Here is a 20941-nt window from a genome sequence, read left to right as displayed (position 1 = left end):
GCACCCATGTCCCAAGTTGTGACTTCCGGCTCCTTCCTGACCCTGCACTACCGGCTGGCCGGTCCGGCGGGCGACATCATCAACACCTTCGCCGACAAGCCCGCCACGCTGTCGCTGGGCACCGGCGAGCTCTCGCCGGCCATGGAGCAGCGCCTGATGGGCATGGAAGAGGGCGCGCACGCCACCTTCGAGCTGCCCGCCGGCGAGGCCTTCGGCGAGCGCAACCCCGACATGCAGCAATGGGTGGCGCGCAAGCTGCTGGCTCAGATGGGCGACCCCGACGAGCAGTACGCCGTCGGCGACGTGGTGCAGTTCCCCACGCCCGACGGCTCGGGCAGCTACGCGGGCGCGGTCGTCGAGTCGAACGAGACCGGCGTGCGCTTCGACTTCAACCACCCGCTCGCGGGGCAACCGGTCACCTTCGAAGTGAAGCTGATCGGCGTGCTATGAACCCGAACATCGAAGAAGTCCTGTTGGCCGAGCCGCGCGGCTTCTGCGCCGGCGTGGACCGCGCCATCGAGATCGTCGAGCGCGCCCTCGCCAAGTTCGGCGCGCCGATCTACGTGCGCCACGAGATCGTGCACAACACCTACGTGGTGAACGAGCTCAAGGCCAAGGGCGCGATCTTCATCGAGGAGCTCTCCGACGTGCCGCCCGGCTCCACGCTGGTGTTCAGCGCGCACGGCGTGAGCAAGGCCGTGGAGCAGGAGGCGCGCGACCGCGGCTTCTCGATCTTCGACGCCACCTGCCCGCTCGTGACCAAGGTGCACGTCGAGGTGGCCAAGCTCGCGAAAGAGGGCTACGAATTCATCATGATCGGCCACAAGGGGCATCCCGAGGTCGAGGGCACGATGGGGCAGCTGTCGAGCGGCATCCACCTCGTGGAAGACGTGGCCGACGTGGCCAACGCCTCGCCGCTGCAGACCGAGAAGCTCGCCGTGGTCACCCAGACCACGCTCAGCGTGGACGACGCCGCCGAGATCGCCGCCGCCGTGCGTGCGCGCTTCCCGAACGTGCGCGAGCCCAAGCAGCAGGACATCTGCTACGCCACCCAGAACCGCCAGGACGCGGTGAAGATCATGAGCCCGCAGGTCGACCTCGTGATCGTGGTCGGCAGCCCCACCAGCTCCAACAGCAACCGCCTGCGCGAGCTGGCGCAGCGCCTGGGCACCGAGAGCTACATGGTCGATTCGGCCGACGAACTCAAGCCCGAATGGTTCGAGGGCAAGTCGCGCATCGGCCTCACCGCCGGCGCCTCGGCGCCCGAGGTGCTGGTGCACGAGGTGATCGAGCGTGTGCGCGCCTTCGGCGCCGTGTCGGTGCGCAAGATGGACGGCATCGAGGAAACCATCAAGTTCCCGCTTCCCAAGGGCCTCAAGCTCGACGACATCCCGCCCCCCGGGCACATCTCCTGAACATCATGACAAACACCGATTGGCGCTCCGACATCGAGAGCGCCTCCCGCAGGCTGGGCGAACGCGCCGGCCATTTCCTGCGTGAAACGCCGCTGTGGAAGCTGCCGGCCGCCGCCCTGGGCGTGGCCGCGCCGGGCGCCGAAGTCTGGCTCAAGCTGGAGCACATGCAGGTCAGCGGCAGCTTCAAGGCCCGCGGCATGATGAACCGCCTGCTGGCCAACGACATCCCCGCCACGGGCGTGATCGTGGCCTCGGGCGGCAATGCCGGCATTGCCACGGCGGCCGCCGCCAAGGCGCTGGGCGTGCCCTGCCAGGTGTTCCTGCCGGGCGTCTCGCCCGAAGCCAAGCGCGCGCGCCTGCGGGCGCTGGGCGCCGAAGTGGTCGTGGTCGGCGAGCTGTACCCCGACGCGCTGGCCGCCTGCCTGGCGCGCCAGAAGGAAACGGGCGCCTTGCTCACCCACGCCTACGACCAGCCCGAAGTGGTGGCCGGCGCCGGCACGCTCGGCCGCGAGATCGAGGCTCAGGGCGGCCTGCCCGACGCCGTGCTCGTGAGCGTGGGCGGCGGCGGCCTGATCGGCGGCCTCGCCGGCTGGTTCGAGCAGCGCGCCCGCGTGGTCGCGCTCGAGCCCGAGAAGGCCCCGACGCTGTTCCGCGCCCGCGAGGCCGGCGAGCCCGTCGACGTGGACGTCGGCGGCGTCGCGGCCGATTCGCTCGGCGCGCGTCGCATCGGCGCCATCGCCTGGGAGATCACGCAGCAGCAGGTGCGCGACGCGCTGCTGCTGTCCGACGACGCCATCCGCGCCGCCCAGCAGTGGCTCTGGAAGGAGCTGAAGCTCGCCGTGGAACCGGCCGCCGCGCTGCCGCTGGCGGCGCTGCAGACCGGCGCCTACGTGCCGCGCGAGGGTGAGAAGGTGTGCCTGATCATCTGCGGGGCGAACGTCGATCCGGCCACGGTCGCCTGAGTCGCCGCAGGCGTGCGAGCGGGGAGGGCGGGCGCGGGCCGGGCGCCCACCTAAAATCTCCCCATGCTCGACATCACCCTGCTCCGCAAAGACCTGGCCTCCGCTGTGGCCGGCCTCGAAAAACGCAAGAAGAACCAGCCCTACCTCGACGTCTCGGCGTTCACCGCGCTCGAGGCCGAGCGCAAGACGCTGCAGACCCGCACCGAGGAAATCCAGGCGCGCCGCAACACGCTGAACAAGCAGATCGGCCCGCTCAAGGCCAAGGGCGAGTCGGTTGACGCGCTCATGGCCGAAGTGAACGCGCTCAAGGCCGAGCAGGAATCGCAATCCAAGCGCCTCGAAGAAATCCAGCCCGAGCTGCACGCGCTGCTGCTGGCCGTGCCCAACCTGCCGCACGCCAGCGTGCCGCTCGGTGAAGACGAGGCCGGCAACGTCGAGATGCGCCGCTGGGCGCCCCAGGGCGGCGCCGGCGCCAACGCCACGCCGCTGGCCTTCGCGCCCAAGGACCACGTCGACCTCGGCGCCCCGCTGGGCCTCGATTTCGAGATGGGCGCCAAGCTCTCGGGCTCGCGCTTCACCGTCATGAAGGGCCCGATCGCCCGCCTGCACCGCGCGCTGGCCCAGTTCATGGTCGACCTGCAGACCGAACAGCACGGCTACACCGAGTGCTACGTGCCCTACGTGGTCAACGCCGCCACGCTCAGCGGCACCGGCCAGTTGCCCAAGTTCGAAGGCGACCTGTTCGCCGCGAAGAAGGGCGGCCAGGACGGCGAGCCCGCGCCCGACCATTCGGCGCTGTACCTCATCCCGACCAGCGAAGTGCCGCTGACCAACTTCGTGCGCGACGAGGTCGTGCCCGAGGCGCAACTGCCCATCAAGCTCACGGCCCACACGCCGTGCTTCCGCTCGGAAGCCGGCAGCGCCGGGCGCGACACGCGCGGCATGATCCGCCAGCACCAGTTCGACAAGGTCGAGATGGTGCAGATCGTGCACCCCGAGAAGAGCTACGACGCGCTCGAGCAGATGACCGGTCACGCCGAAGCCGTGCTGCAGGCGCTGGAACTGCCGTACCGCGTGGTGCTGCTGTGCACCGGCGACATGGGTTTCGGTTCCACCAAGACCTACGACCTCGAGGTGTGGCTGCCCGCGCAGAACACGTACCGCGAGATCAGCTCGGTGTCGAACTGCGAAGCCTTCCAGGCGCGCCGCCTGCAGGCCCGTTTCAAGAACGCCCAGGGCAAGAACGAGCTGGTGCACACCCTCAACGGCTCCGGCCTGGCCGTGGGCCGTGCGCTGGTCGCCGTGCTGGAAAACCACCAGAACGAAGACGGCTCGATCAACGTGCCGGCGGCGTTGCGTCCGTACCTCGGCGGCCTCGAAGTTTTGCGCGGTTGAAGCGCAGGGCGTCAAAAGTCAGATTTTTCTGGCTATAATCTGAGGCTCGACAGCACCGGAGAGGTGGCAGAGTGGTCGAATGTACCTGACTCGAAATCAGGCGTACTAGCGATAGTACCGAGGGTTCGAATCCCTCCCTCTCCTCCAGATTCAAGCCCCTGTAGCAGCCCTGCTACAGGGGCTTTGTCTTTGGGCCGCCCATGTCGCCTCATGGCGCCCGCTGCTGCGGCTCCCCGCACCCCCTGCGCTGCAGCACCGGCAGCAACTGCGGCCCCAGCGACTTCAGCAGCTGCGTCGGCAGCGCGCTCGTGAACCGATGGCGGGCGGCGTGGGGCTCGTGCACGTAGGCCAGGATCGTGCCGAAGTAGCGGTCGTCGATCATGAACACGAAGGTGGCCGAGCGGTCGATCTTGCGCTGCGAAATCACCCGTCCGCCGCGGCCGGTCTGTTCGTAGCGGTGGTCGCCGGTGCCGGTCTTGCCGCCGATCTCGAGGGCGTGGCCGCTCTCGTCCACCAGCGCGCCCTTCAGCCGCCGCGCGGTGCCGTCGTTCACCACCTCGACCAAGGCACGGCGCACCGTGGCGGCCACCTCGGCGGGCAGCACCTGCTGTGCGCTCGCATGGCGCGGTTCCAGCCGCGTCTCGTAGGGCGTGTCGCGCGCGAAGTGCAGGGCGCCGACCCGTTGCGTGGGCAGCCGCACGCCGTCGTTCGCGAGGATGCCCATCAGCTCTGCCAGGGCGGCCGGCCGGTCGCCCGACGCGCCGATCGCGCTCGCGTAAGACGGCGTCAGCGACGCGAAGGGGTAACCCACGCGCTGCCATGAACGATGGATCTGCACAAAGGCGTCGAGCTCGATCAGCTCGCGCAGGCGCCTGTCCTGCGCGCTCTTGTGGCGCGTCTTGAAGAGCCAGGCGTAGACCTCCTGGCGTTCGCGCACGCTCGCGTCCAGCACCTCGGTCAGCGAAGCGCCGGGGTGGCGCCGCAGGTAGCCGACCAGCCAGAGCTCCAGCGGATGCACGCGCGCGACGTAGCCGCGATCGGCCAGCGACAGGCCGGCGTAGGTGCGGCGCAGCGCCCCCAGTGCGCGCGGCGAGTCGGCGCCGCGGCCCAGCCGCTGCACCAGGAGCGCGTCGAGCCGTGCGTCGTCGGCCTCGGGCTCGATCGTGAAGAGCACGCTCGCCAGGCGCGGTGCCGATGGCCTCAGGCCGCGCAGCAGCAGCGCTTCGGCGTCCGCGGCCGGCAGGTGCTGGTACTTGCGATGGAAGCGGGTGAGGAAGGCCGAGCCTTCGCGGTCGGCAAAGCGCGCGAGCAGCTCGCGCCGGCCCGGGTCGGCGAGGTCCTTCAGCAGGCGCTCGGCGCCCGACGCGCCGCCGAACATGCGGTGGCGCACCAGGTCGCGCATCAGGCGGATGAACACCAGGTTGACCGAATGCTTGAAGCCTTCGCGCACCGTCATCGAACTGCTGTTGCGCGAGCGCTCGAAGTTCTCGAACTGGTGCAGGCCCCCGCCGGTGAAGAAGGCCTCGCCGGGGTTCGCCGAGTACTTGCGCTCCATCGCCGCCTCCAGCATCGGCGCAAGACTGCGATCCTTGGCACGCAGCAGGTACTGCCGCGCCCACGTGCCCAGCGGGTCGCGCGGGTTCGGCGCCAGCGCCGACAGCTGGGCCGGGCTCAGGTCGACCCAGCCCGCGTGCAGCTCGGCCACGAGCTCCAGGTAGCTCACCAGGGTGCGCAGCTTGGCGGTCGAGCCCAGGTCCAGCCGCGCGCCCTGGTTCACGTCGAACGGCTGGTCGATGTTGTCGGCCTGGATGCGCAGCAGGTTGGTCCCGGCGCTGCGCTCGAACAGCGTGAAGCTGTAGATCAGCGGGCTGGGGTCGGCGCCCGGGTCGAGCATGTGGGAGCCGACCAGCCCCGCGGCCTTCGTCGCGGCGGGCGTGCGCAGGCCGGCCAGCACGCGCGCCACCAGCGCCTGCGCTTCGCCGTCCAGGCTGGTTTCGGCCTCGAGGTCCAGGCGCTCCAGGTCGTAAGCCCGTGGCACGTCGAGCAGCGTGCCGATGTGGGTGCGCAGCGCGGTCGCGGCCTTGCGCTGCACGAAGTCGGGCCGGGGCGTCGGCGGCAGCGGTGGCTGCAGGTGCAAGGACAGCGGCAGCGCCGCGTCGCGCAGCGTGGGCGAGATCAGGCCGGCCTCGGCCATCAGCCGCAGGTAGCTGTCGGTCAGCCGCGCCAGGCTGGCGCCGTCGCCGAGCAGGTGCTGCGACGGGCGGCGCTGCGCGATCATCAGCGACAGCGCCTGCTTGAAGGCCTCGGCCTGCTGCCGCAGCGCCTCCTCCGTGGGCGCTGCCGCCTCTTCCGCCTGGTCGGCCAGCAGGCGGTTGACCTCGCCGAAGTCGCGCCCGTACCAGGCCCACAGGCCGTCGCCCAGCCCGTGCACCTCGCCCATGCCCGGGCGCGCAGCCAGCGGCACGGTGTCGAGGTAGTCGACGACGATCTGGCGGCGCCGCGCCTGCGTGTCGTCGCCGTCCTGGTAGGCGCGCAGCGAGGCCGACGCCATCTGGCGCAGCTTGTCGCCGACCGACCCGGTGCGGCCCTGCGGCGAATGGCGGTACTTCTCGAGCTGGGTGGCCAGCGTGCTGCCGCCCGTCGCCGTCTGGCCCAGGCCGACCGCGCGCAGCGCCTGCTCGAGCGCCGCCTTGGCGAAGCGTTCCGGATCGATCGCGGGGTTGCGCTGCAGCGGCTGCGCGTCCAGCAGGTGGCGGTCCTCGACGAAGAGCAGGGCGCTCACCAGCAGCGGCGGCACCTCCTCGAAGCGCTCGTAGGCGCGCTGGGGCACGCGGGTGTGCAGCAGCGCCGTGTCCCGGCAGTCGCGCACGGTCAGGCCGGCCTGGTTTTTCTCACGGTAGGGCGCGAAGAGCCCGTAGTCCTGCAGTTCGATCAGCCGCGGCGACATGCGGGCCTGGCGGGTGACGACATAGCCCTGCGGCGCCAGGCGGTCGATGTAGCCAGGCAGCTGGTGGTAGCCCAGCCGCTCGTCGTAGGGCCCGGTTCGGGGAAAGCGGATGGCGTCGCTGGCACCGTCTTCGACGCTGAAGCGGGCGCCCTCGGCCAAGTCGCGCCACAGGGCCGATTGCAGCCGGGACGTCTTCAATTCGTCCAGCACGAACAGGGCAAACCCGCCTCCCACGGCGAGTCCCGCGCCGATCCAGAAAAGCTTCTTGAACCAAGTCATGCTCTGCCTCGCGAACAGTCTGCACCGTGGGTTCGTCAGTGAAGATGATGCGCTTTTTAAGGCGATTTGGCTTGCGTGCGACGGGGCCGTCGGTCGTATGTCTGGGCGGATGCAGAGAGCGCAGGACAACGATCGCAACGTGGAAAGGCAAAGCAGGCGCTCGCGGATGGAACCGCCACACACGTGCCGAGAGCGAGGCTTGCGCGGGAACGCGGCGCATCGCGGACCCTGCACGCTCATCGTGTGGCAGAAAGAAGACGTGCCTCGGTACCCTGGCGCATGTCGATCTGCACCGACGTGCGGGTCGCTCGACGGCAATCAACGACCTGCAGTTTCCGCGTGATGCTGAAGACAAGGCATGGTCACGACGGGACGCCGTGACCATGCCCCGCCCGCTCAGAACGGATAGGCCGGCGTCTGCCCCTGCACCGACAGCCACTGCCCCGTCGACAGCTGGTTGGCCTTGTTGGCCCCCAGGGCATAGAACCGTTGCGGTGCCATCGGAAGCGTCAGCGCCGCCACCGAATCCAGCGCGGGCTGCGTGAGCGGAACGCCGTACATGGCGAAGACATTGCGCAGGTCCTGGCCGATGATCTTCGAGCTCAGCACGTACAGCAGTTCGTGGTTCAAAATGTCGTTGCTGGTGTAGCCGCTCATGCCGTAGTTGCCCGCCGTGTTGGTGCTCCACTTCTTGGCGACCAGGCGCCCGCCCTTCGACAGCAACGTGAGGAACTCGATCGTGCTCGCGGCGGTGGGCTGGGCTTCGCTGTGGCGGGCATGGGTGTAGAGAAAAGCCAGCTGGAAGTACATGGCGAGCATGGGGCTTTGCTCCGGGCCACCCCACAGCCGGGCCTGCATGTCCGCGCGCTGCGGCTCACCGCTGAGCGCGAGCGCCCGGTTGTCCTGGATCATCTTGTACAGGGCCGCGTGGGCGGTGCGGGTGCCGCTGTCGTCCTCGCCGAGGACGGCGTAGCGGCGCAGCATGTGGGCGCTCGACAGCGTGTTGTTGTCGCACTCGGTGCTGCAGCCCTTGCCGTCGATCACGATCTGCATCCAGGGCTGCACGGTGTTGTGGCCCAGCTCGTGCGGCCAGCCCCAGCCGATGTCCATGGCCCAGTTGTCGGAGTCGATCGGGTTGCCCGAGCAACCACTGCCGCACCTCGGCAGCCAGCTCACGAAGTGCTGCACGCCCGGCGCGTTGTGCACGGCGTCGTCGCAGGCCCACGCGAAGCTGGTGCACAAGGTCGACACGGTGCTGGGCATCTTCATGTCGTTGTAGCCGTTGGACATGTGGTTGGTGTCCATGAGGATGCCCTCGATGCGCCGCGTGACGAGGTCTTGCGGCGTTCTCAGCGTGCCTGTCGGCATGCCCGACTTGAAGCTCTTGAGCGCGACGGCGATGGTCTGCTGCAGCTCACCGCCGCGGAACTTGAAGGTGGACCAACCGTAGTCCTGGCGCTGCAGTGCGGCCATGGCGGCGTCCAGTTCGGCTTGCGCGGGCGTGCCCTGGCTGAAGTCGAAGTGGGCGTATTGGATGGCGCCCTTGACGCGCAGCTTGACCTTCTGCCCGGCGGTGGCGCCGCTGTAGCTCAGGAACAGCGGGCCTCCGAACGGCGTGACGAAGTCGTTGACGGCATCGCGTTGCAGTGGCACGGTCCATGACGGCGCCTGGCGCGGGCGGATGTAATTGCCGGCGTCCGTCAGCGGGTTGCCGTAGGTGCGGATGTGGCTGGTCTGCACACCGAGGTTCACGCCGACGGGTGCCTCGGCGATCTCGAGTGCCACGGCCTTCGCTGGAATGGCGCCCCGGCCGATCGCCGTCTTGCCGCTGCCTTGCGGGAGCGTGAGCTCGATGGTTTCGTAGTCGCTGCTCGTGGCGAGCTTCTGTGCGCCGGCGGGCATGTAGTCGCCCTGGCCGCCCGGTTGCGTCGTGGTCGCGGTGCGGCCGAAGGCCTGCCACGAATCGGACGCATAGGCGCGCAGGAAGTTGGCTGCATCGCTGGTGCGGTTGATCTTGCCGTAGGCGATGTCACGGCGCCATTCATCGGCCCACAGCACCAGCAGGCGCTGCAGCTCGGCGTTCTCCGTCTTGAAGAGCGGCCGGCCTGCCAGCTCGGTGCTCGACAGGTCCTTGCGCGCGGCGTCGATCCCGACGATGGGTGCGTTGTCGACGGCGAAGTCCTGCGTGTACTTGTCCTTCGCGAGCCACTCGAGCGTGTGCACCAGACTGCCGAGCTGGTCGCCGCGCACCAGGGCGTCGGCAGCGGTGCGGCCTGCGCTCACTGAGTAGCCCGCTGCTGACGCAAAGAAGTTGCCGGGGTCGGCGGCGAGGCTCATGCCCAGGCTGGACAGCAAGCGTGTGCCGCCTGGGGCGGTCCACCAGCTGCTGTGCATGTAGATCACGGCCTTGCCGGCCTTCACGTAGCTTCGCACCAGCTCGCCCAGCGCGGGGGTGTCGGCCACGCTGGCGCCGAAGACGAGCAGGTCGGCATCGCGCCAGCAGGTGTTGGTGGGCGAGGCGATGTCGCAGGCGATCTCTTGCGTCTTCTTCTGCAGGCGGGTCGCGAAGTTCTTGATGGCGCCCGCGTTGTAGCCCGCCTGGCTGAACTTGAGCGTGGCCGGCAGCGTGCCTTCGGCCTGCCCCGTCATCACCCACGTGAAGGCGCGCGTGAACAGTGGCAGGTGCTGCTGCTCTCGTGTGGTGCCGGCCATCCAGCCCAGCACGTCGGCACCGTAGGCGAGCGCGCGGCCGTCGCCCAGTTCGGCGATGGCCGCGATGCCTGAACCGTCGTCGGCGACGATGAATGGAATCGCCTGCGTGAGGCTGGCTGGCGTCAGCTCGGCGCTGTTCTTGCTGATGTCGAGCGTGAGGTTCGGCACCTGGCCCTTCGTGTTGTAGATGTCGGCCAATACCTGCTGCGGACGCACACGCAGTTCGATGGCCTTGCGCGTCGCGCGCTCCAGCAGCGTGGCGCGGTCCTCGGGCCGCAGGCCACTCGGGTCTCCGCTGTCGAGTGCCGCGTCGACGCGGCTCACCGGCGGCGTGGTCGTGCCATCGTCCGGTGCACCGGTGGACGTGCCCGGCGTGCCGGGGATGCCCATCCCGGCAAAGCCGGCGCCGCCGGAATCCCCGCCGCCGCCGCCACAGGCGGACAGGACGAGGCTGGCGATCAGGGTCACGAGCTTGCGCGCGTGCGTCATGGTTCTTCTCCTTTGTAGTTCTGACTTTTTGGGCATGAGGCCGGAGGCGCGAGCGTGGTCGCGCCTCCCTGTCGCGATGAGACGCGACGCGCTGCGGTGGCGTGTGTGTACTGCCGGCGGCGGGCGACGGATTGTCGCCAGCGCAGGCAGGTTTTCGACAGGTCTTTCAGCGACCGTTGGCTGGAAGAAACAGGCGGCGGTGTTCGCGCGCGATCGTCAGTCGCATGAGGCGCATCAAGCGAAACGCGCCAGGCTTGCGTGCTGTAAGCACATCGCCTTACGAGGCGGTGGAGGGGCTCGCAATCACCAACAGAACTTCCGCCGCTTTCTTGCTCGTGCAGATCAGTCGGTGCGGCACGGAGGCGTTGAAATGCACGCAGTCTCCGGCGACCAGGTCCTCGGTCTTGTCGTCGAGTTCGAGACTGACCTCGCCGCTCAGGACATAGATGAGCTCTTCGCCCTCGTGGTCGCTCTTCAGGTGCTTCGCGCCTTTGTCCCGACCGGGCTGCAACACGAAGGCGACCACGCGCTGACCGGGTGCCGTGCCCGCGACCAGCCGCGGGGCGCCTTCGTCTTTTTGCTTCGCCTTGGCGTCGGCGGCGCGCGTGATCGTGACCGAGCTGCTCGTCGATGCCTGGCCGAACAACTCGTCCACCGGCAGCTTCAACGCCTTGGCGAGTTTCAGCGCAACGCCGACCGACGGGTTCGCCAAACCACGCTCCACCTTGGAGACATAACTGCGCGTGAGCTCAGCTGCTTGCGCAAGCTCTTCCAGCGTCATTCCCGCCTGGGTGCGCAGGAGTTTCAACTTGATCGTCATGGTTTCTTGCAGGACACATGAGTCCTATCGTACATTTGAGTCCTGAGCCGCGACACCGATTTGTCGCCGCACCGTTGGGTTCTTTTGGAGTATGTCATGTCGAATTTCCCGTCTTTTCGCTGGAAAAATCCATTTCTCACTGCCGCGGCCCTGCTCGGCGCGGTGCTGTGCGCGGCCACGGTCGTGGCCCTTCCCCGGCCCGCTTTTGCGCAGGCGGCTTACCCCGCCAAACCCATCAAGCTGATCGTGCCGTTCGGTGCGGGCGGCATCACCGACGTCGTGGCGCGGCTGGTGGGACAGAAGCTGGGCGAAGAGCTCAAGCAGTCGGTGATCATCGACAACCGCGCCGGCGCGGGCGGCAACATCGCGGCGCAGGCGCTCGCCCAGGCCGCGCCCGACGGCTACACGCTGCTGCTGGGCACGGTCGGTACGCAGGTCGTCAACAAGATGATCTACAGCAAACTCGCCTATGACGCGAGCGCCTTCGCGCCCGTCTCGCTGGTGAGCAACTCGCCGTACGTGCTGGTCGTGAACGACGCGCTGCGCGTCGACGATGTGAAGGGCCTGGTGGCCTATGCCAAGGCCAACCCCGGCAAGCTCAACGCCGGCTCCGCGGGCAATGCCAGCTCGCCGCACCTGGGGCTGGAGCTTTTCAAGATCGCCACCAACACCGAGATCGTCCATGTGCCGTTCAAGAGCGGTGCCGAGGCCATCAACGCCGCGCTGGGCGGGCAGGTGCAGATCGTGATCGACGCCATTCCCGTCATCCGCAGCCAGGTCCAGGCCGGGCGCCTGAAGGCCCTGGTCATCGCCGACGACGCGCGCAGTGGCGCCATGCCGAAGGTGCCGACCAGCGCCGAAGCCGGTGTGCCGACCTTCCTGATCGGGTCGTGGAACGCATTGCTCGCGCCACCGGGCACGCCCAAGCAACAGACCACGCTGTTGTCCGAGGCCCTGGCGCGGGCCCTGGCCCGCCCCGAGCTGCAGGCCAAGCTGGCCGAGATCGGCGTCGAGCCGCTGCCTACGGGTGAAGCGGCTTACCTGACGCATGTGCGCAGCGAGACCGACAAGTGGACGCGCATCACCAAGGCCGCCGGCACCAAGGTGGACTGACCGCCATGCGCATCATCGACACACAGCGCTCCGGCAACTGCTGGAAGGTCCGGCTCCTGGCGAGCTTCGTGGGCATCGATCTGCAGCGAACCACGCTGTCGATCGACCGCGGCGACCTGCAGTCCGCAAGCTTCCTCGCCCACGCACCGATGAAGCAGGTGCCCGTGCTCGAACTGGACGACGGCCGCATGCTGAGCGAGTCGGGCGCCATCCTTTTCTATCTGGCGCAGGGCACGCCGTGGTGGCCCCAGGCGCTCCACGAGCAGGCGCAGACGCTCGCATGGATGCACTTCGAGCAAGAGCAGCACATGCGACCGTTGGCCCAGCTGCGGCTGCACCTGGCCCTGCGCAAAGACCTCACGCCCGCCGACGCCCCAGCGCGCGCGTGGCTCCAGGAAGGCCACGACGCGCTGGCGATTCTCGAAGCGCGCCTGGCAACACGCCGGCAGTGGGTCTCCACGGAAACGGCGCCGAGCATTTCGGACATCGCCCTGTATCCGTACACCCGCATGGCGCCGATGGGCGGCGTCGATCTCGGCCGCTACCCGCAGGTGCAGCGCTGGATCGACCGCATCGAAGGCCTGCCGGGCTACGCGCCTTTGTTTCCGGGACAACCGGACCTCACCCTTTCGACGCTCGAAACCTCGGGCTGACTTTTTCTCAACGCTGATACGGGAGCGATCGCTATGTCAGAAGACACTTTTTCCCTCAACAAAGAAGCCTTGATCGACAAGGCGAATGCCGAGATGGAAACGACCCTGTTGCCATCGGAGTACACGCTGCGCCAGAAGCTGGCGCTGACATGCCGCATCCTCTTCGAGAACGGGCACGACTCCGGCCTCGCGGGCCAGATCACCACGCGCACCGAGGTTCACGGCACCTATCTGACGCAGCGCCTGGGCCTGGGCTTCGACGAGATTTCGGAAGACAACCTGCTGGTCGTCGACGAAGACCTGAACGTCAAGTCCGGTTCAGGCATGGCCAACCCCGCCAACCGCTTCCACTCGTGGGTCTACCGTGCGCGGCCGGACGTCAACTGCATCATCCACACGCACGCCTTGCACGCGGCGGCCCTGAGCATGCTCGAAGTGCCGCTGGAGGTTTCCCACATGGACAACTGCGTGCTGTACGACGACGTGGCCTTCGTTCCGAAGTGGCCCGGCGTGCCGGTCGGCAACGAGGAGGGCGAGCTCATCTCGACGGCACTGGGCAGCAAGCGCACCTTGATGCTCTCGCACCATGGCCTGCTGGTGGCGGCCGAAAGCGTCGAGGCCGCCTGCGTGCTGGCGATCGCGTTCGAGCGCGCGGCCAAGATGCAGCTGCTGGCTGCGGCTGCAGGGGCGATCCAGCCCATCGATCCGGCCCTGGGCCGTGAAGCACACGACTGGATCCTGCGTCCCAAGCGCAACGAGGCGGCCTTCGCGTACTACGCGCGCCGCACCCTACGCACCGGCCGCCACGCGGACTGCATCCGTTCGCGCTGAGCGGCGTGCATTCGATCCCTTCACCGAGAGATTCCGAAGCCATCATGAGCACTCCCTTCAAAGGCATCATTTCCTACCCCGTCACGCCATTCGACAAGGCCTCGGGCCGTATCGACCTTGCGGCCGTGCGCGGCCTCATCGACCGTCTCGTCGAACGCGGTTCGCACGGCATCGCCCCGCTGGGCAGCACCGGCGAAAGCGCCTACCTGGACGACGCCGAGTGGGACGCCGTCGCCGAGGCGTCGATCCAGCAGGTCAACAAGCGCCTGCCGGTCATCGTGGGCATTTCCGACCTGACGACGCGCAACGCGGTGCGCAAGGCGAAGTTCGCGGAAGCGGCGGGCGCCGATGCCGTGATGGTGCTTCCGGTGTCGTACTGGAAGCTCTCGGACGACGAGATCTTTCGCCACTACGCCACGATCTCGCAGGCCGTGGGCGTGCCGATCATGGTCTACAACAACCCGGCCACCAGCGGCGTCGACATGAAGCCGGAGCTGATCGTCCGGATCGTCAAGGACATCGCGAACGCCACGATGGTGAAGGAGAGTTCGGGCGACATCCAGCGCATGCACACGCTGATGCAGCTGTCCGATGGCCGCATTCCGTTCTTCAACGGCAGCAACCCGCTGGCGCTCGAAGCCTTTGCGGCCGGCGCCATCGGCTGGTGCACCGCCGCGCCGAACCTGATCCCCGAGTGGCCCCTGGCGCTCTACGACATCTGCGCCGCAGGCGACCTGGACCGCGCGCGCCGCATGTTCTACGCCCAGCTGCCGATCCTGCGCTTCATCCTGCAGGGTGGCCTGCCCACGACGATCAAGGCCGGCCTGGGCCTGCGCGGCTTCGAAGCGGGCGTGCCGCGCGCGCCGCTGCTCGGACTCGACAGCCAGGGCACCCAGGCGCTGCAGGCCCTGCTGAAGGCCATCGACGCGAAGCCGCTGGCTGCGCTGTAGTTCTGCGCAGCCGCGCAAGGCTCCCGACGGTTTACTCCGGGTCGTCGGGGTGCTGCGGACCGGCCAGAAGGCCCAGCACCAACCCGCCGAGGACGATGGCCAGGGCAAGAATCAGCGATGCCTCTGCGAGTAGTCTCATGGTGTCCTGCAATGAATCTCCCCCTCACGATGTGCCCGCCATTGAACGTGCGTTCACTGACTGGCGGCTGAGTGCGGAAGCAGAAGGGTTTTGTGCGGGGCTTCAGCCTGTCTTCAGCTAAGGCGCGGATACTGGCGGCGACGGTCTTCTGGCGTTGGTAGAGGACGCTTCGGCACCCGCCCTTCGGGGTGGTTCCTCGAGGCCGGAGGTCGTCACGGTTTTTTCGTCGCGCGGGCGCATGTTCAGGCCCGCGCGCTTTCGCCGAGCCACACCGGCTCGTTCGAGGTGTCCGGGAAGTCCGCGGTGTCGATCAGCGGCGCCTCGTCGACGTCCGACGCGCGCCGCGCGGCCGGCGCCATGTGCCGCAATTCGTAGCCACGCCCATACACCGAGACCAGCACGAACTCGCCGCCCTTGTGCAGCGACAGCTTGCGGCGGATGCTGGCCACGCAGCAGTCGAGCGTGCGGCTCGTGCGTTCGATGCGCGCATCCACCCACAGCGAGGCCAGCAGCCAGTCGCGCTCCAGCAGCCGGCCGGCGTTGCGAAAAAGCAGCAGCGCCAGTTCGAACTCGCGCGGCTTCAGGCGCACCTCGGTGCCGTGGCACACCACCACCCGGCGCTCGCCCAGGAACTGGTAGTCGCCGAAGCACGCGGCCGTGGCGTGCGGCTGCAGCAGCGTGCGGTTGCGCCGCAGCGATTCGCGCACGCGCAGCTCCATCTCGAACTCGTCGACCGGCAGCACCGCGAAGTCGATGCTCGCGCCCTGCGTCTCGCCGCCCGCGGCCGACAGCACGTCGACCAGCAGGTCGCGCTGGGAGGCGCGCGCCACCAGGAAGATGGGAATGCGCAGCGCGCGGCACATCGCCGTGAGGATCGGCCAGGCGCCTTCGTCCTTCAGCACCACCAGCAGCAGGCCGAACTGCAGGCCCTGGGTGATCGCCAGCAGGAAGTCCGTGCTGTCGTCGAAGCACACGGGATCGCAGCCCATCAGGCGCAGGCGGTTGCCCCAGCCGGCCTGCTGCGCCTCGTCGCAGCCCACCATCGCGATGCGGCGCGCGCCCAGCTGCGCGGCCATCACGCGCGGGCTCCCCGGCGTGCGACCTTCTCGTGGCGGGGCGTTGGCGTGGCAGGAGAGGTCTTCATGTCGGTGGCATCCATGAGAAGGTGGTGAAGGGCGTCCCGGGGCGACGGCGTGGGCTCAGGGGCGGGCGGCGGCCGTGCTGCGCGGCAGCTTCCAGCCGATGCCCGCGTTGAAGCCCCAGTCCCGGCCCGTGCTGGACACGCCCATGCCCCAGGCCATGTCGCCGTCGTCCGAGCTGCGCTTGAAGCCCAGCGCCGCGGCCGAATAGCCCCGGTAGCTGCCGAAGGCCAGGCCGATCGACTGTTCGCCCGGGCGGTACGTCGGCACGTAGGCGGCCGACATCGCAATGGCCATGGCCGCGCCCGAGTAGGCGATGCGCGCCGTCTCGCCGACGGCCGCGCGCACCGGGTGCAGCTGGCCCAGGTTGATGGCGTCGTCCGGGCGCACGGCGGGCGCCAGTTCGAAGGCATGGGCGCCGGCGCACGCGAGCCACAGCATCAGCACCCGCAAGATCGCGGTGCGTCGGAGGGCGAAACGTGCGGACGCGTTCACGGCTGCTGTTCAGCCGGCGGCCAGCCGGGTGCCCGCGCCGGCCTGCGTCTTGCGCACGCCGTCGGGGCCGTAGAAGGGTTGGGCGCGCGCCTGCAGGAAGTGCAGCGCCTGCTGCGTGAAGTCGAGGTGCGCGTACACCAGCGTGCCGTTGTGCAGGTTGCGGTTGCGCGCATCCTCTGCAAGCGTGAGCAGTTCGTTCCAGGCTTGGCGCGTCGGCGCACCGCCTGCCGCAGCTGCGGCGTCCGCACCCGCACGCCCGGGCGCGAAGCCCAGCGCCGCCTGCAGCGATTCGCGCTGCCGGTCGAGCTCGGCCATGCGGTCCAGCAGCACGGTCTTGTGGCCGGCGATGGCGTTGAGCGCGTCGAAGTCGCTGGCGGACATGGCCTGCGCCTCCTGGTCCAGCGCGACAAGGAATTGCCCGATGCAGTCCGCTTCCGCGCGCAGGTGCGCCAGCAAGGTGCTCATGCCTGGCCCTTCGGTGCGAGCAGCTCGCGCACGCTGGCCAGCAGGCCGTCGGCGATGCGCTCGGGACGGATCTCGTAGCGGCCGGCGCGGATGTCCTCGCGGATCGCGGCCACGCGCGCGGCGTCGAAATCGCTGCCTCCCACGGCGGCGGGCATCGCATGGACGAGCGCGGAAACGGGCGCCGCTTCCTTCGGGCGCTGCACGGCCTCGGCGGGCGTCGACGGAGCCGGCGCGCCGGGTGCGGGCGTGCGGTGCAAGGGCGTGGCCGAAGGGGCGGTGGGATCGATTTTCAAGGTGATTCCTCAGGGGCTGACCCGTATATCGGCAGCCGGTGCAAGAACTTTAGGAAGGGCGTGCATGAAGTGAAGCCTGCGCCAACGCGGCGGCCGCTACTGCACCAGCCGGACCTGTCCTTCCTCGTCGGCCACGCCGCGGATCACCCGGCCGTCCAGCGTCCTGGCCTGCACCACCGCGCCCACCGCGGCGCCGCTCAGGGCCTTGGCCTCGGTGCTGACGACAAAACCCGGCCCCTGCGCCACCACCTTCACGGCCTGGCCCTGCTGGATCACGGCGACGCCGCGCAGCAGCTCCTTGCGGATCGGAGCGCCGGGCGCGACGCGGTTGGCGCTCACCACCCCGACCAGTTCGGCCGCGCTGGTGACCACCGAGCGCGGCAGCCGCGTGAGGTCGCCGGTGCGCTCGACCACGTCGCCAGCGCCCAGTGCCCGGCCCGCGTCGATGGCGCGCGCCGCCACCAGGTAGCGGCCTTCCACCGCGACACGCGCCTGCACGAAGCGCGTCCACGGCCGTTCGGCATGGCAACGCACGCCCACCGAGAGGCGGCCCCACGGCGTGACGCCCGGCGGCAGGAACACCTCGGGGGCTTCGCACGCGGGCAGGGCATCGGTGCCGCGCCCTTCGAGGCTGACCGTCACCTTGCCCGGCAGGCCGGCACTCTGCACCTGGAGGTAGGTCTCGACCGCCTTCGCGGCCACGTCGCCTGCGATCGCACCGGTCGACACCGCGCACGACAGCCCCACCGCGCAGGCGGTGCGCAGCAGGCGATGGCGAAGTGGCGAGAGGGTCATCGAAAGCGAAAGAAGAGGGCCAGAAAAATGAGGTCGCCGGTGCAGGAAAGCCGCAACCGGCGCCCCTGGATTCTTATGAATTCACCCCGCCGGCGAAGGTGCGAGCAGCAGGCGAAACCCCCCTTTGTTCGGACGATTGCCAACGCGCCGCATGCATAGACTTGCTTTCCATCGGTCGCTGCGCCCTGTGCACTGGCGACGCCTCAACAGATGGAACAAAGATGATCGACAAGCTGGATGCGGCGTTTCGCTTCCACCGCGAAGCGCTCCATCTCCGGGCCCAGCGCCAGGAGGTGCTCGCGGCCAACATCGCCCATGCCGACACGCCGAACTACAAGGCGCGCGACTTCGACTTCGGCGCGCGCCTGAGCGACGCCGTCGAGCGCGGCCGTGCCGCATCGTCGGTGTCGATGGCCACCACCTCGTCGCGCCACCTCGCGGGCCAGGCGCAGGCCACGGCCGGCGACGACCTGCTGTACCGCGTGCCGCACCAGTCCAGCCTCGACGGCAACACGGTCGAGATGGACGTCGAGCGCGTGGCCTTCGCCGACAACGCGCTGCGCTACGAGTCGAACCTGACCCTCATCAACGCCAAGATCAAGTCGCTCCTGTCGGCGGTACAGCCATGAACATCTTCGACGTGGCGGGCTCCGCCATGACCGCGCAATCGCAGCGCATGAACGTGACCGCGAGCAACCTCGCCAACGCCGAGAGTGTGGCCGGCCCCGACGGCCAGCCTTACCGCGCCAAGCAGGTGGTGTTCGAAGTGGCGGCCTCGGGTCGGCGCGACATCGGCGGTGTCAAGGTGGCCGGTGTCATCGAAGACCCGTCGCCCGCCAAGCTCGTGTTCGACCCGAAGAGCCCGCACGCCAACGCCGAGGGCTACGTGGCGATGCCCAACGTCAACGTGGTCGAGGAGATGACCAACATGATCTCGGCCTCGCGCAGCTACCAGGCCAACGTCGAGGTGCTCAACACCGCCAAGACGCTGATGGTCAAGACGCTGACCATCGGCCAGTAACCCACGCACGCACACGCGCCTCCCGCAGGAAGAACACCGACCCCATGGCCCTCTCCGACACCTCGTCCATCAGCGGGCTGAACGCGCCCACGGCGGCGAACAGCAACAACAACGTGTCCAGCGCCGACAGCGAGCAGCGCTTTCTCAAGCTGCTCGTCACGCAGCTGAACAACCAGGACCCGCTCAACCCGATGCAGAACGCCGAGCTCACCTCGCAGCTCGCGCAGATGAGCACCGTGAGCGGCATCGAGAAGCTCAATGCCACGCTCTCGGGCCTGGTCAACCAGACCGGCGCCAACCAGCTGCTGCAGGCCACCTCGCTCATCGGCTACAACGTGCTGTCGCCCGGCGACGTGCTCACCACCAAGAAGCCCGAAGACGGCAAGGACCCCGCCACGCAGGCCTTCGCCGTGCAGCTGCCGGGCACCGCCGCCGACGTCGAGATCAAGATCGTCGACAGCACCGGCAAGGTGATCCGCACGCTCGACGCGGGCGCCATGAAGGAAGGCGTCAACGCCGTCACCTGGGACGGCAAGGACGACCTGGGCGTGGCGGTGCCACCGGGCGCCTACCGCTTCACGGTCGATGCCAGCAACAACGGCACGACGGTGAAGGCCACCGCGCTCACCTTCTCGCAGGTGGCCGCCGTGAAGCAGGGCGCCGGCGGCGTCACGCTGGAGCTGGCCTCGGGCGCCAGCATCGGGCTGGGCGACGTGCGCCTGTTCCTCTGAGCTTTCGTCTTCGTCTTCGGCGTGGCCCGCACGGGCCGCGCCCTTCGCACTCTTCTTCCTCGCACCGAACAAGGACCCCCTCATGAGTTTCTCCCAAGGCATCAGCGGACTCGGCGTGGCCGCGGCCAACCTCGACGTCATCGGCAACAACATCGCCAACTCGGGCACGGTGGGCTACAAGTCGGCCGCCGCCACCTTCCAGGACGTGTACGCCGGCTCGCGCGTGGGCTTGGGCGCCTCGGTGTCGGGCGTGACGCAGAACTTCACGCAGGGCGTGACGCAGTCGAGCACGCGCCCGCTGGACGTGGCCATCCTCAACGGCGACGGCTTCTTTCGCCTGGCCAGCCCCAGCGGCGAGGTCTTCTACTCGCGCAACGGCCAGTTCACGCGCGACAAGGACGGCTACATCGTCAACGCGCAGGGCCTGCAGCTCACCGGCTACGGCGCCAACGCCAGCGGCGGCATCAGCGGCGGCACGCCGGGCCCGATCCAGGTGCAGGGCGGCATGATGCCGCCCAAGCCCACGGCCAACATCGACGCGCAGTTCAACCTCGACGCGCGCAGCACGGTGCCCGCCAAGACGCCGTTCAACCCCACCGACGCCGCCACCTACAACTACCCGAACGCCATCGGCCCCATCTACGACTCGCTGGGCAACCCGCACGACGTGGCCGTGTACTTCGTGAAGACCGCGGCCAACACCTGGAACGTGTACGGCACCTCCGACGGCGCACCGCTGAACGGCGGCGCCGCGCTGTCCAACGTGACCTTCGACGCCAAGGGCGTCATGACCGCACCGGCCTCGGGCGCGTTCAACATCGGGCCGCTCACCTTCACCAACGGCGCCTCGCCGCTCACCGCCTCGGTCGACCTCACGGGCACCACGCAGTTCGGCAGCGCCAACGGCATGAGCAAGCTGGGCCAGGACGGCTACAAGTCGGGCGAGCTCACGGCGTTCTCGATCAACCCCGACGGCACCATCACCGGCAAGTTCTCCAACGAGCAGACGCGCCTGCTGGGCCAGGTCGTGTTGTCGTCGTTCGCCAACCCCAACGGCCTGGAGCCCAAGGGCAACAACGTGTGGGCCGAGACGCAGGCCTCGGGCAATGCGCTCACCGGCACGCCGGGCGAAGGCACCAAGGCCGGCTCGCTGGCCTCGGGGGCGCTGGAGTCGTCCAACGTCGACCTGACCTCCGAGCTGGTGAACCTCATCGTCGCGCAGCGCAACTACCAGGCCAATGCGCAGACCGTGAAGACGCAAGACCAGGTCATGCAGACGCTCATGAACATCCGCTGA

20 protein-coding genes and 1 tRNA gene are annotated in these 20941 nt (G+C 68.7%); 13 read left to right on the top strand and 8 right to left on the bottom strand.

Annotated elements, in window-relative coordinates:
* Positions 1 to 6 precede the first annotated feature (6 nt).
* The 5 genes from AC07O4_RS17745 to AC07O4_RS17725 all read left to right on the top strand — a co-directional run bounded on the left by AC07O4_RS17745 (position 7) and on the right by AC07O4_RS17725 (position 3919).
* Positions 7 to 450, top strand: a complete 444-nt coding sequence (locus tag AC07O4_RS17745) for an FKBP-type peptidyl-prolyl cis-trans isomerase (RefSeq protein WP_062469447.1) — start codon at positions 7 to 9, stop codon at positions 448 to 450.
* Complete coding sequence (ispH, locus tag AC07O4_RS17740) at positions 447 to 1415, top strand: 4-hydroxy-3-methylbut-2-enyl diphosphate reductase (RefSeq protein WP_095743996.1); 969 nt, start codon at positions 447 to 449, stop codon at positions 1413 to 1415. Before AC07O4_RS17745 ends, ispH begins: the two co-directional genes overlap by 4 nt.
* Before the next feature lie 5 nt (positions 1416 to 1420).
* A complete protein-coding gene (locus AC07O4_RS17735; RefSeq protein WP_495305241.1) occupies positions 1421 to 2377 on the top strand; it encodes a threonine/serine dehydratase in 957 nt (318 codons plus the stop codon).
* Between the two features lie 63 nt (positions 2378 to 2440).
* Positions 2441 to 3772 carry a serine--tRNA ligase gene (gene serS, locus AC07O4_RS17730; protein ID WP_062469134.1) on the top strand — a complete coding sequence of 444 codons (1332 nt, stop codon included), beginning with the start codon at positions 2441 to 2443 and terminating at the stop codon, positions 3770 to 3772.
* Positions 3773 to 3829: 57 nt separating this feature from the next.
* Positions 3830 to 3919, top strand: a tRNA-Ser gene (locus tag AC07O4_RS17725).
* Positions 3920 to 3980: 61 nt separating this feature from the next.
* Here the strand turns inward: AC07O4_RS17725 and AC07O4_RS17720 are convergent.
* The 3 genes from AC07O4_RS17720 to AC07O4_RS17710 all read right to left on the bottom strand — a co-directional run bounded on the left by AC07O4_RS17720 (position 3981) and on the right by AC07O4_RS17710 (position 11019).
* Complete coding sequence (locus AC07O4_RS17720; RefSeq protein ID WP_495305240.1) at positions 3981 to 6998, bottom strand: transglycosylase domain-containing protein; 3018 nt, start codon at positions 6996 to 6998, stop codon at positions 3981 to 3983.
* 396 nt (positions 6999 to 7394) lie between these two features.
* Entirely contained in the window at positions 7395 to 10199 is a 2805-nt protein-coding gene (locus AC07O4_RS17715) for an ImpA family metalloprotease (RefSeq protein ID WP_495305239.1), read from the bottom strand.
* A 277-nt stretch (positions 10200 to 10476) separates the two neighbouring features.
* Positions 10477 to 11019: a helix-turn-helix domain-containing protein gene (locus AC07O4_RS17710; protein ID WP_495305238.1), complete on the bottom strand. Its 543-nt coding sequence runs from the start codon at positions 11017 to 11019 to the stop codon at positions 10477 to 10479.
* Positions 11020 to 11115: 96 nt separating this feature from the next.
* Here AC07O4_RS17710 and AC07O4_RS17705 point away from each other — a divergent pair, with 96 nt between their 5' ends.
* Genes AC07O4_RS17705 through AC07O4_RS17690 form a run of 4 tightly spaced genes read left to right on the top strand, consistent with a single transcriptional unit; the run spans position 11116 to position 14566 of the window.
* On the top strand, positions 11116 to 12132 hold the full coding sequence (locus AC07O4_RS17705; RefSeq protein WP_095745941.1) for a Bug family tripartite tricarboxylate transporter substrate binding protein: 1017 nt from the start codon (positions 11116 to 11118) through the stop codon (positions 12130 to 12132).
* A gap of 5 nt (positions 12133 to 12137) precedes the next feature.
* Positions 12138 to 12785, top strand: a complete 648-nt coding sequence (locus AC07O4_RS17700; protein ID WP_495305237.1) for a glutathione S-transferase family protein — start codon at positions 12138 to 12140, stop codon at positions 12783 to 12785.
* Between the two features lie 33 nt (positions 12786 to 12818).
* Complete coding sequence (locus tag AC07O4_RS17695) at positions 12819 to 13616, top strand: aldolase (protein WP_495305236.1); 798 nt, start codon at positions 12819 to 12821, stop codon at positions 13614 to 13616.
* A 44-nt stretch (positions 13617 to 13660) separates the two neighbouring features.
* On the top strand, positions 13661 to 14566 hold the full coding sequence (locus AC07O4_RS17690) for a dihydrodipicolinate synthase family protein (protein ID WP_495305235.1): 906 nt from the start codon (positions 13661 to 13663) through the stop codon (positions 14564 to 14566).
* Between the two features lie 381 nt (positions 14567 to 14947).
* Here AC07O4_RS17690 and AC07O4_RS17685 read toward each other — a convergent pair whose 3' ends face one another.
* The 5 genes from AC07O4_RS17685 to flgA all read right to left on the bottom strand — a co-directional run bounded on the left by AC07O4_RS17685 (position 14948) and on the right by flgA (position 17892).
* Positions 14948 to 15781, bottom strand: coding sequence for a winged helix-turn-helix transcriptional regulator (locus AC07O4_RS17685; RefSeq protein WP_307586278.1), 834 nt, complete (start codon positions 15779 to 15781; stop codon positions 14948 to 14950).
* Positions 15782 to 15904: 123 nt separating this feature from the next.
* Positions 15905 to 16339 (bottom strand): YadA-like family protein, encoded by a 435-nt coding sequence (locus tag AC07O4_RS17680; RefSeq protein ID WP_495305234.1) that lies wholly within the window; start codon positions 16337 to 16339, stop codon positions 15905 to 15907.
* A 9-nt stretch (positions 16340 to 16348) separates the two neighbouring features.
* Positions 16349 to 16804 carry a flagella synthesis protein FlgN gene (locus AC07O4_RS17675; RefSeq protein ID WP_495305233.1) on the bottom strand — a complete coding sequence of 152 codons (456 nt, stop codon included), beginning with the start codon at positions 16802 to 16804 and terminating at the stop codon, positions 16349 to 16351.
* A complete protein-coding gene (flgM, locus tag AC07O4_RS17670; protein WP_159278104.1) occupies positions 16801 to 17097 on the bottom strand; it encodes a flagellar biosynthesis anti-sigma factor FlgM in 297 nt (98 codons plus the stop codon). The genes AC07O4_RS17675 and flgM overlap by 4 nt, the downstream gene beginning before the upstream one ends.
* Before the next feature lie 96 nt (positions 17098 to 17193).
* Entirely contained in the window at positions 17194 to 17892 is a 699-nt protein-coding gene (flgA, locus tag AC07O4_RS17665; RefSeq protein WP_495305232.1) for a flagellar basal body P-ring formation chaperone FlgA, read from the bottom strand.
* Between the two features lie 221 nt (positions 17893 to 18113).
* On the opposite strand from flgA, the gene flgB reads away from it, so the two are divergent.
* From flgB to flgE, 4 genes are all read left to right on the top strand, one after another.
* A complete protein-coding gene (gene flgB / locus AC07O4_RS17660) occupies positions 18114 to 18521 on the top strand; it encodes a flagellar basal body rod protein FlgB (protein WP_159274363.1) in 408 nt (135 codons plus the stop codon).
* Positions 18518 to 18913 carry a flagellar basal body rod protein FlgC gene (gene flgC, locus AC07O4_RS17655; RefSeq protein WP_062469232.1) on the top strand — a complete coding sequence of 132 codons (396 nt, stop codon included), beginning with the start codon at positions 18518 to 18520 and terminating at the stop codon, positions 18911 to 18913. The genes flgB and flgC overlap by 4 nt, the downstream gene beginning before the upstream one ends.
* 44 nt (positions 18914 to 18957) lie before the next feature.
* Positions 18958 to 19644 carry a flagellar hook assembly protein FlgD gene (locus tag AC07O4_RS17650; RefSeq protein ID WP_070061527.1) on the top strand — a complete coding sequence of 229 codons (687 nt, stop codon included), beginning with the start codon at positions 18958 to 18960 and terminating at the stop codon, positions 19642 to 19644.
* Between the two features lie 82 nt (positions 19645 to 19726).
* Positions 19727 to 20941: a flagellar hook protein FlgE gene (gene flgE, locus AC07O4_RS17645; protein WP_095747489.1), complete on the top strand. Its 1215-nt coding sequence runs from the start codon at positions 19727 to 19729 to the stop codon at positions 20939 to 20941.

This window comes from Variovorax sp. GW821-FHT09D04 (assembly GCF_059416405.1).
The sequence above is the reverse complement of the archived record's forward strand: the minus strand, read 5'-3'. Positions and strand labels throughout refer to the sequence as shown.

What these genes read in the sequence shown, in the direction of transcription:
- AC07O4_RS17715 (WP_495305239.1), bottom strand. Translation starts at nt 10,199, where the DNA reads ATGACGCACGCGCGCAAGCTCGTGACCCTGATCGCCAGCCTCGTCCTG.
- flgE (WP_095747489.1), top strand. Translation starts at nt 19,727, where the DNA reads ATGAGTTTCTCCCAAGGCATCAGCGGACTCGGCGTGGCCGCGGCCAAC.
- AC07O4_RS17675 (WP_495305233.1), bottom strand. Translation starts at nt 16,804, where the DNA reads ATGAGCACCTTGCTGGCGCACCTGCGCGCGGAAGCGGACTGCATCGGG.
- flgA (WP_495305232.1), bottom strand. Translation starts at nt 17,892, where the DNA reads ATGACCCTCTCGCCACTTCGCCATCGCCTGCTGCGCACCGCCTGCGCG.
- AC07O4_RS17705 (WP_095745941.1), top strand. Translation starts at nt 11,116, where the DNA reads ATGTCGAATTTCCCGTCTTTTCGCTGGAAAAATCCATTTCTCACTGCC.
- AC07O4_RS17685 (WP_307586278.1), bottom strand. Translation starts at nt 15,781, where the DNA reads ATGGCCGCGCAGCTGGGCGCGCGCCGCATCGCGATGGTGGGCTGCGAC.
- flgB (WP_159274363.1), top strand. Translation starts at nt 18,114, where the DNA reads ATGATCGACAAGCTGGATGCGGCGTTTCGCTTCCACCGCGAAGCGCTC.
- serS (WP_062469134.1), top strand. Translation starts at nt 2,441, where the DNA reads ATGCTCGACATCACCCTGCTCCGCAAAGACCTGGCCTCCGCTGTGGCC.
- flgC (WP_062469232.1), top strand. Translation starts at nt 18,518, where the DNA reads ATGAACATCTTCGACGTGGCGGGCTCCGCCATGACCGCGCAATCGCAG.
- AC07O4_RS17650 (WP_070061527.1), top strand. Translation starts at nt 18,958, where the DNA reads ATGGCCCTCTCCGACACCTCGTCCATCAGCGGGCTGAACGCGCCCACG.
- ispH (WP_095743996.1), top strand. Translation starts at nt 447, where the DNA reads ATGAACCCGAACATCGAAGAAGTCCTGTTGGCCGAGCCGCGCGGCTTC.
- AC07O4_RS17695 (WP_495305236.1), top strand. Translation starts at nt 12,819, where the DNA reads ATGTCAGAAGACACTTTTTCCCTCAACAAAGAAGCCTTGATCGACAAG.
- AC07O4_RS17690 (WP_495305235.1), top strand. Translation starts at nt 13,661, where the DNA reads ATGAGCACTCCCTTCAAAGGCATCATTTCCTACCCCGTCACGCCATTC.
- AC07O4_RS17735 (WP_495305241.1), top strand. Translation starts at nt 1,421, where the DNA reads ATGACAAACACCGATTGGCGCTCCGACATCGAGAGCGCCTCCCGCAGG.
- AC07O4_RS17720 (WP_495305240.1), bottom strand. Translation starts at nt 6,998, where the DNA reads ATGACTTGGTTCAAGAAGCTTTTCTGGATCGGCGCGGGACTCGCCGTG.
- AC07O4_RS17700 (WP_495305237.1), top strand. Translation starts at nt 12,138, where the DNA reads ATGCGCATCATCGACACACAGCGCTCCGGCAACTGCTGGAAGGTCCGG.
- AC07O4_RS17745 (WP_062469447.1), top strand. Translation starts at nt 7, where the DNA reads ATGTCCCAAGTTGTGACTTCCGGCTCCTTCCTGACCCTGCACTACCGG.
- AC07O4_RS17710 (WP_495305238.1), bottom strand. Translation starts at nt 11,019, where the DNA reads ATGACGATCAAGTTGAAACTCCTGCGCACCCAGGCGGGAATGACGCTG.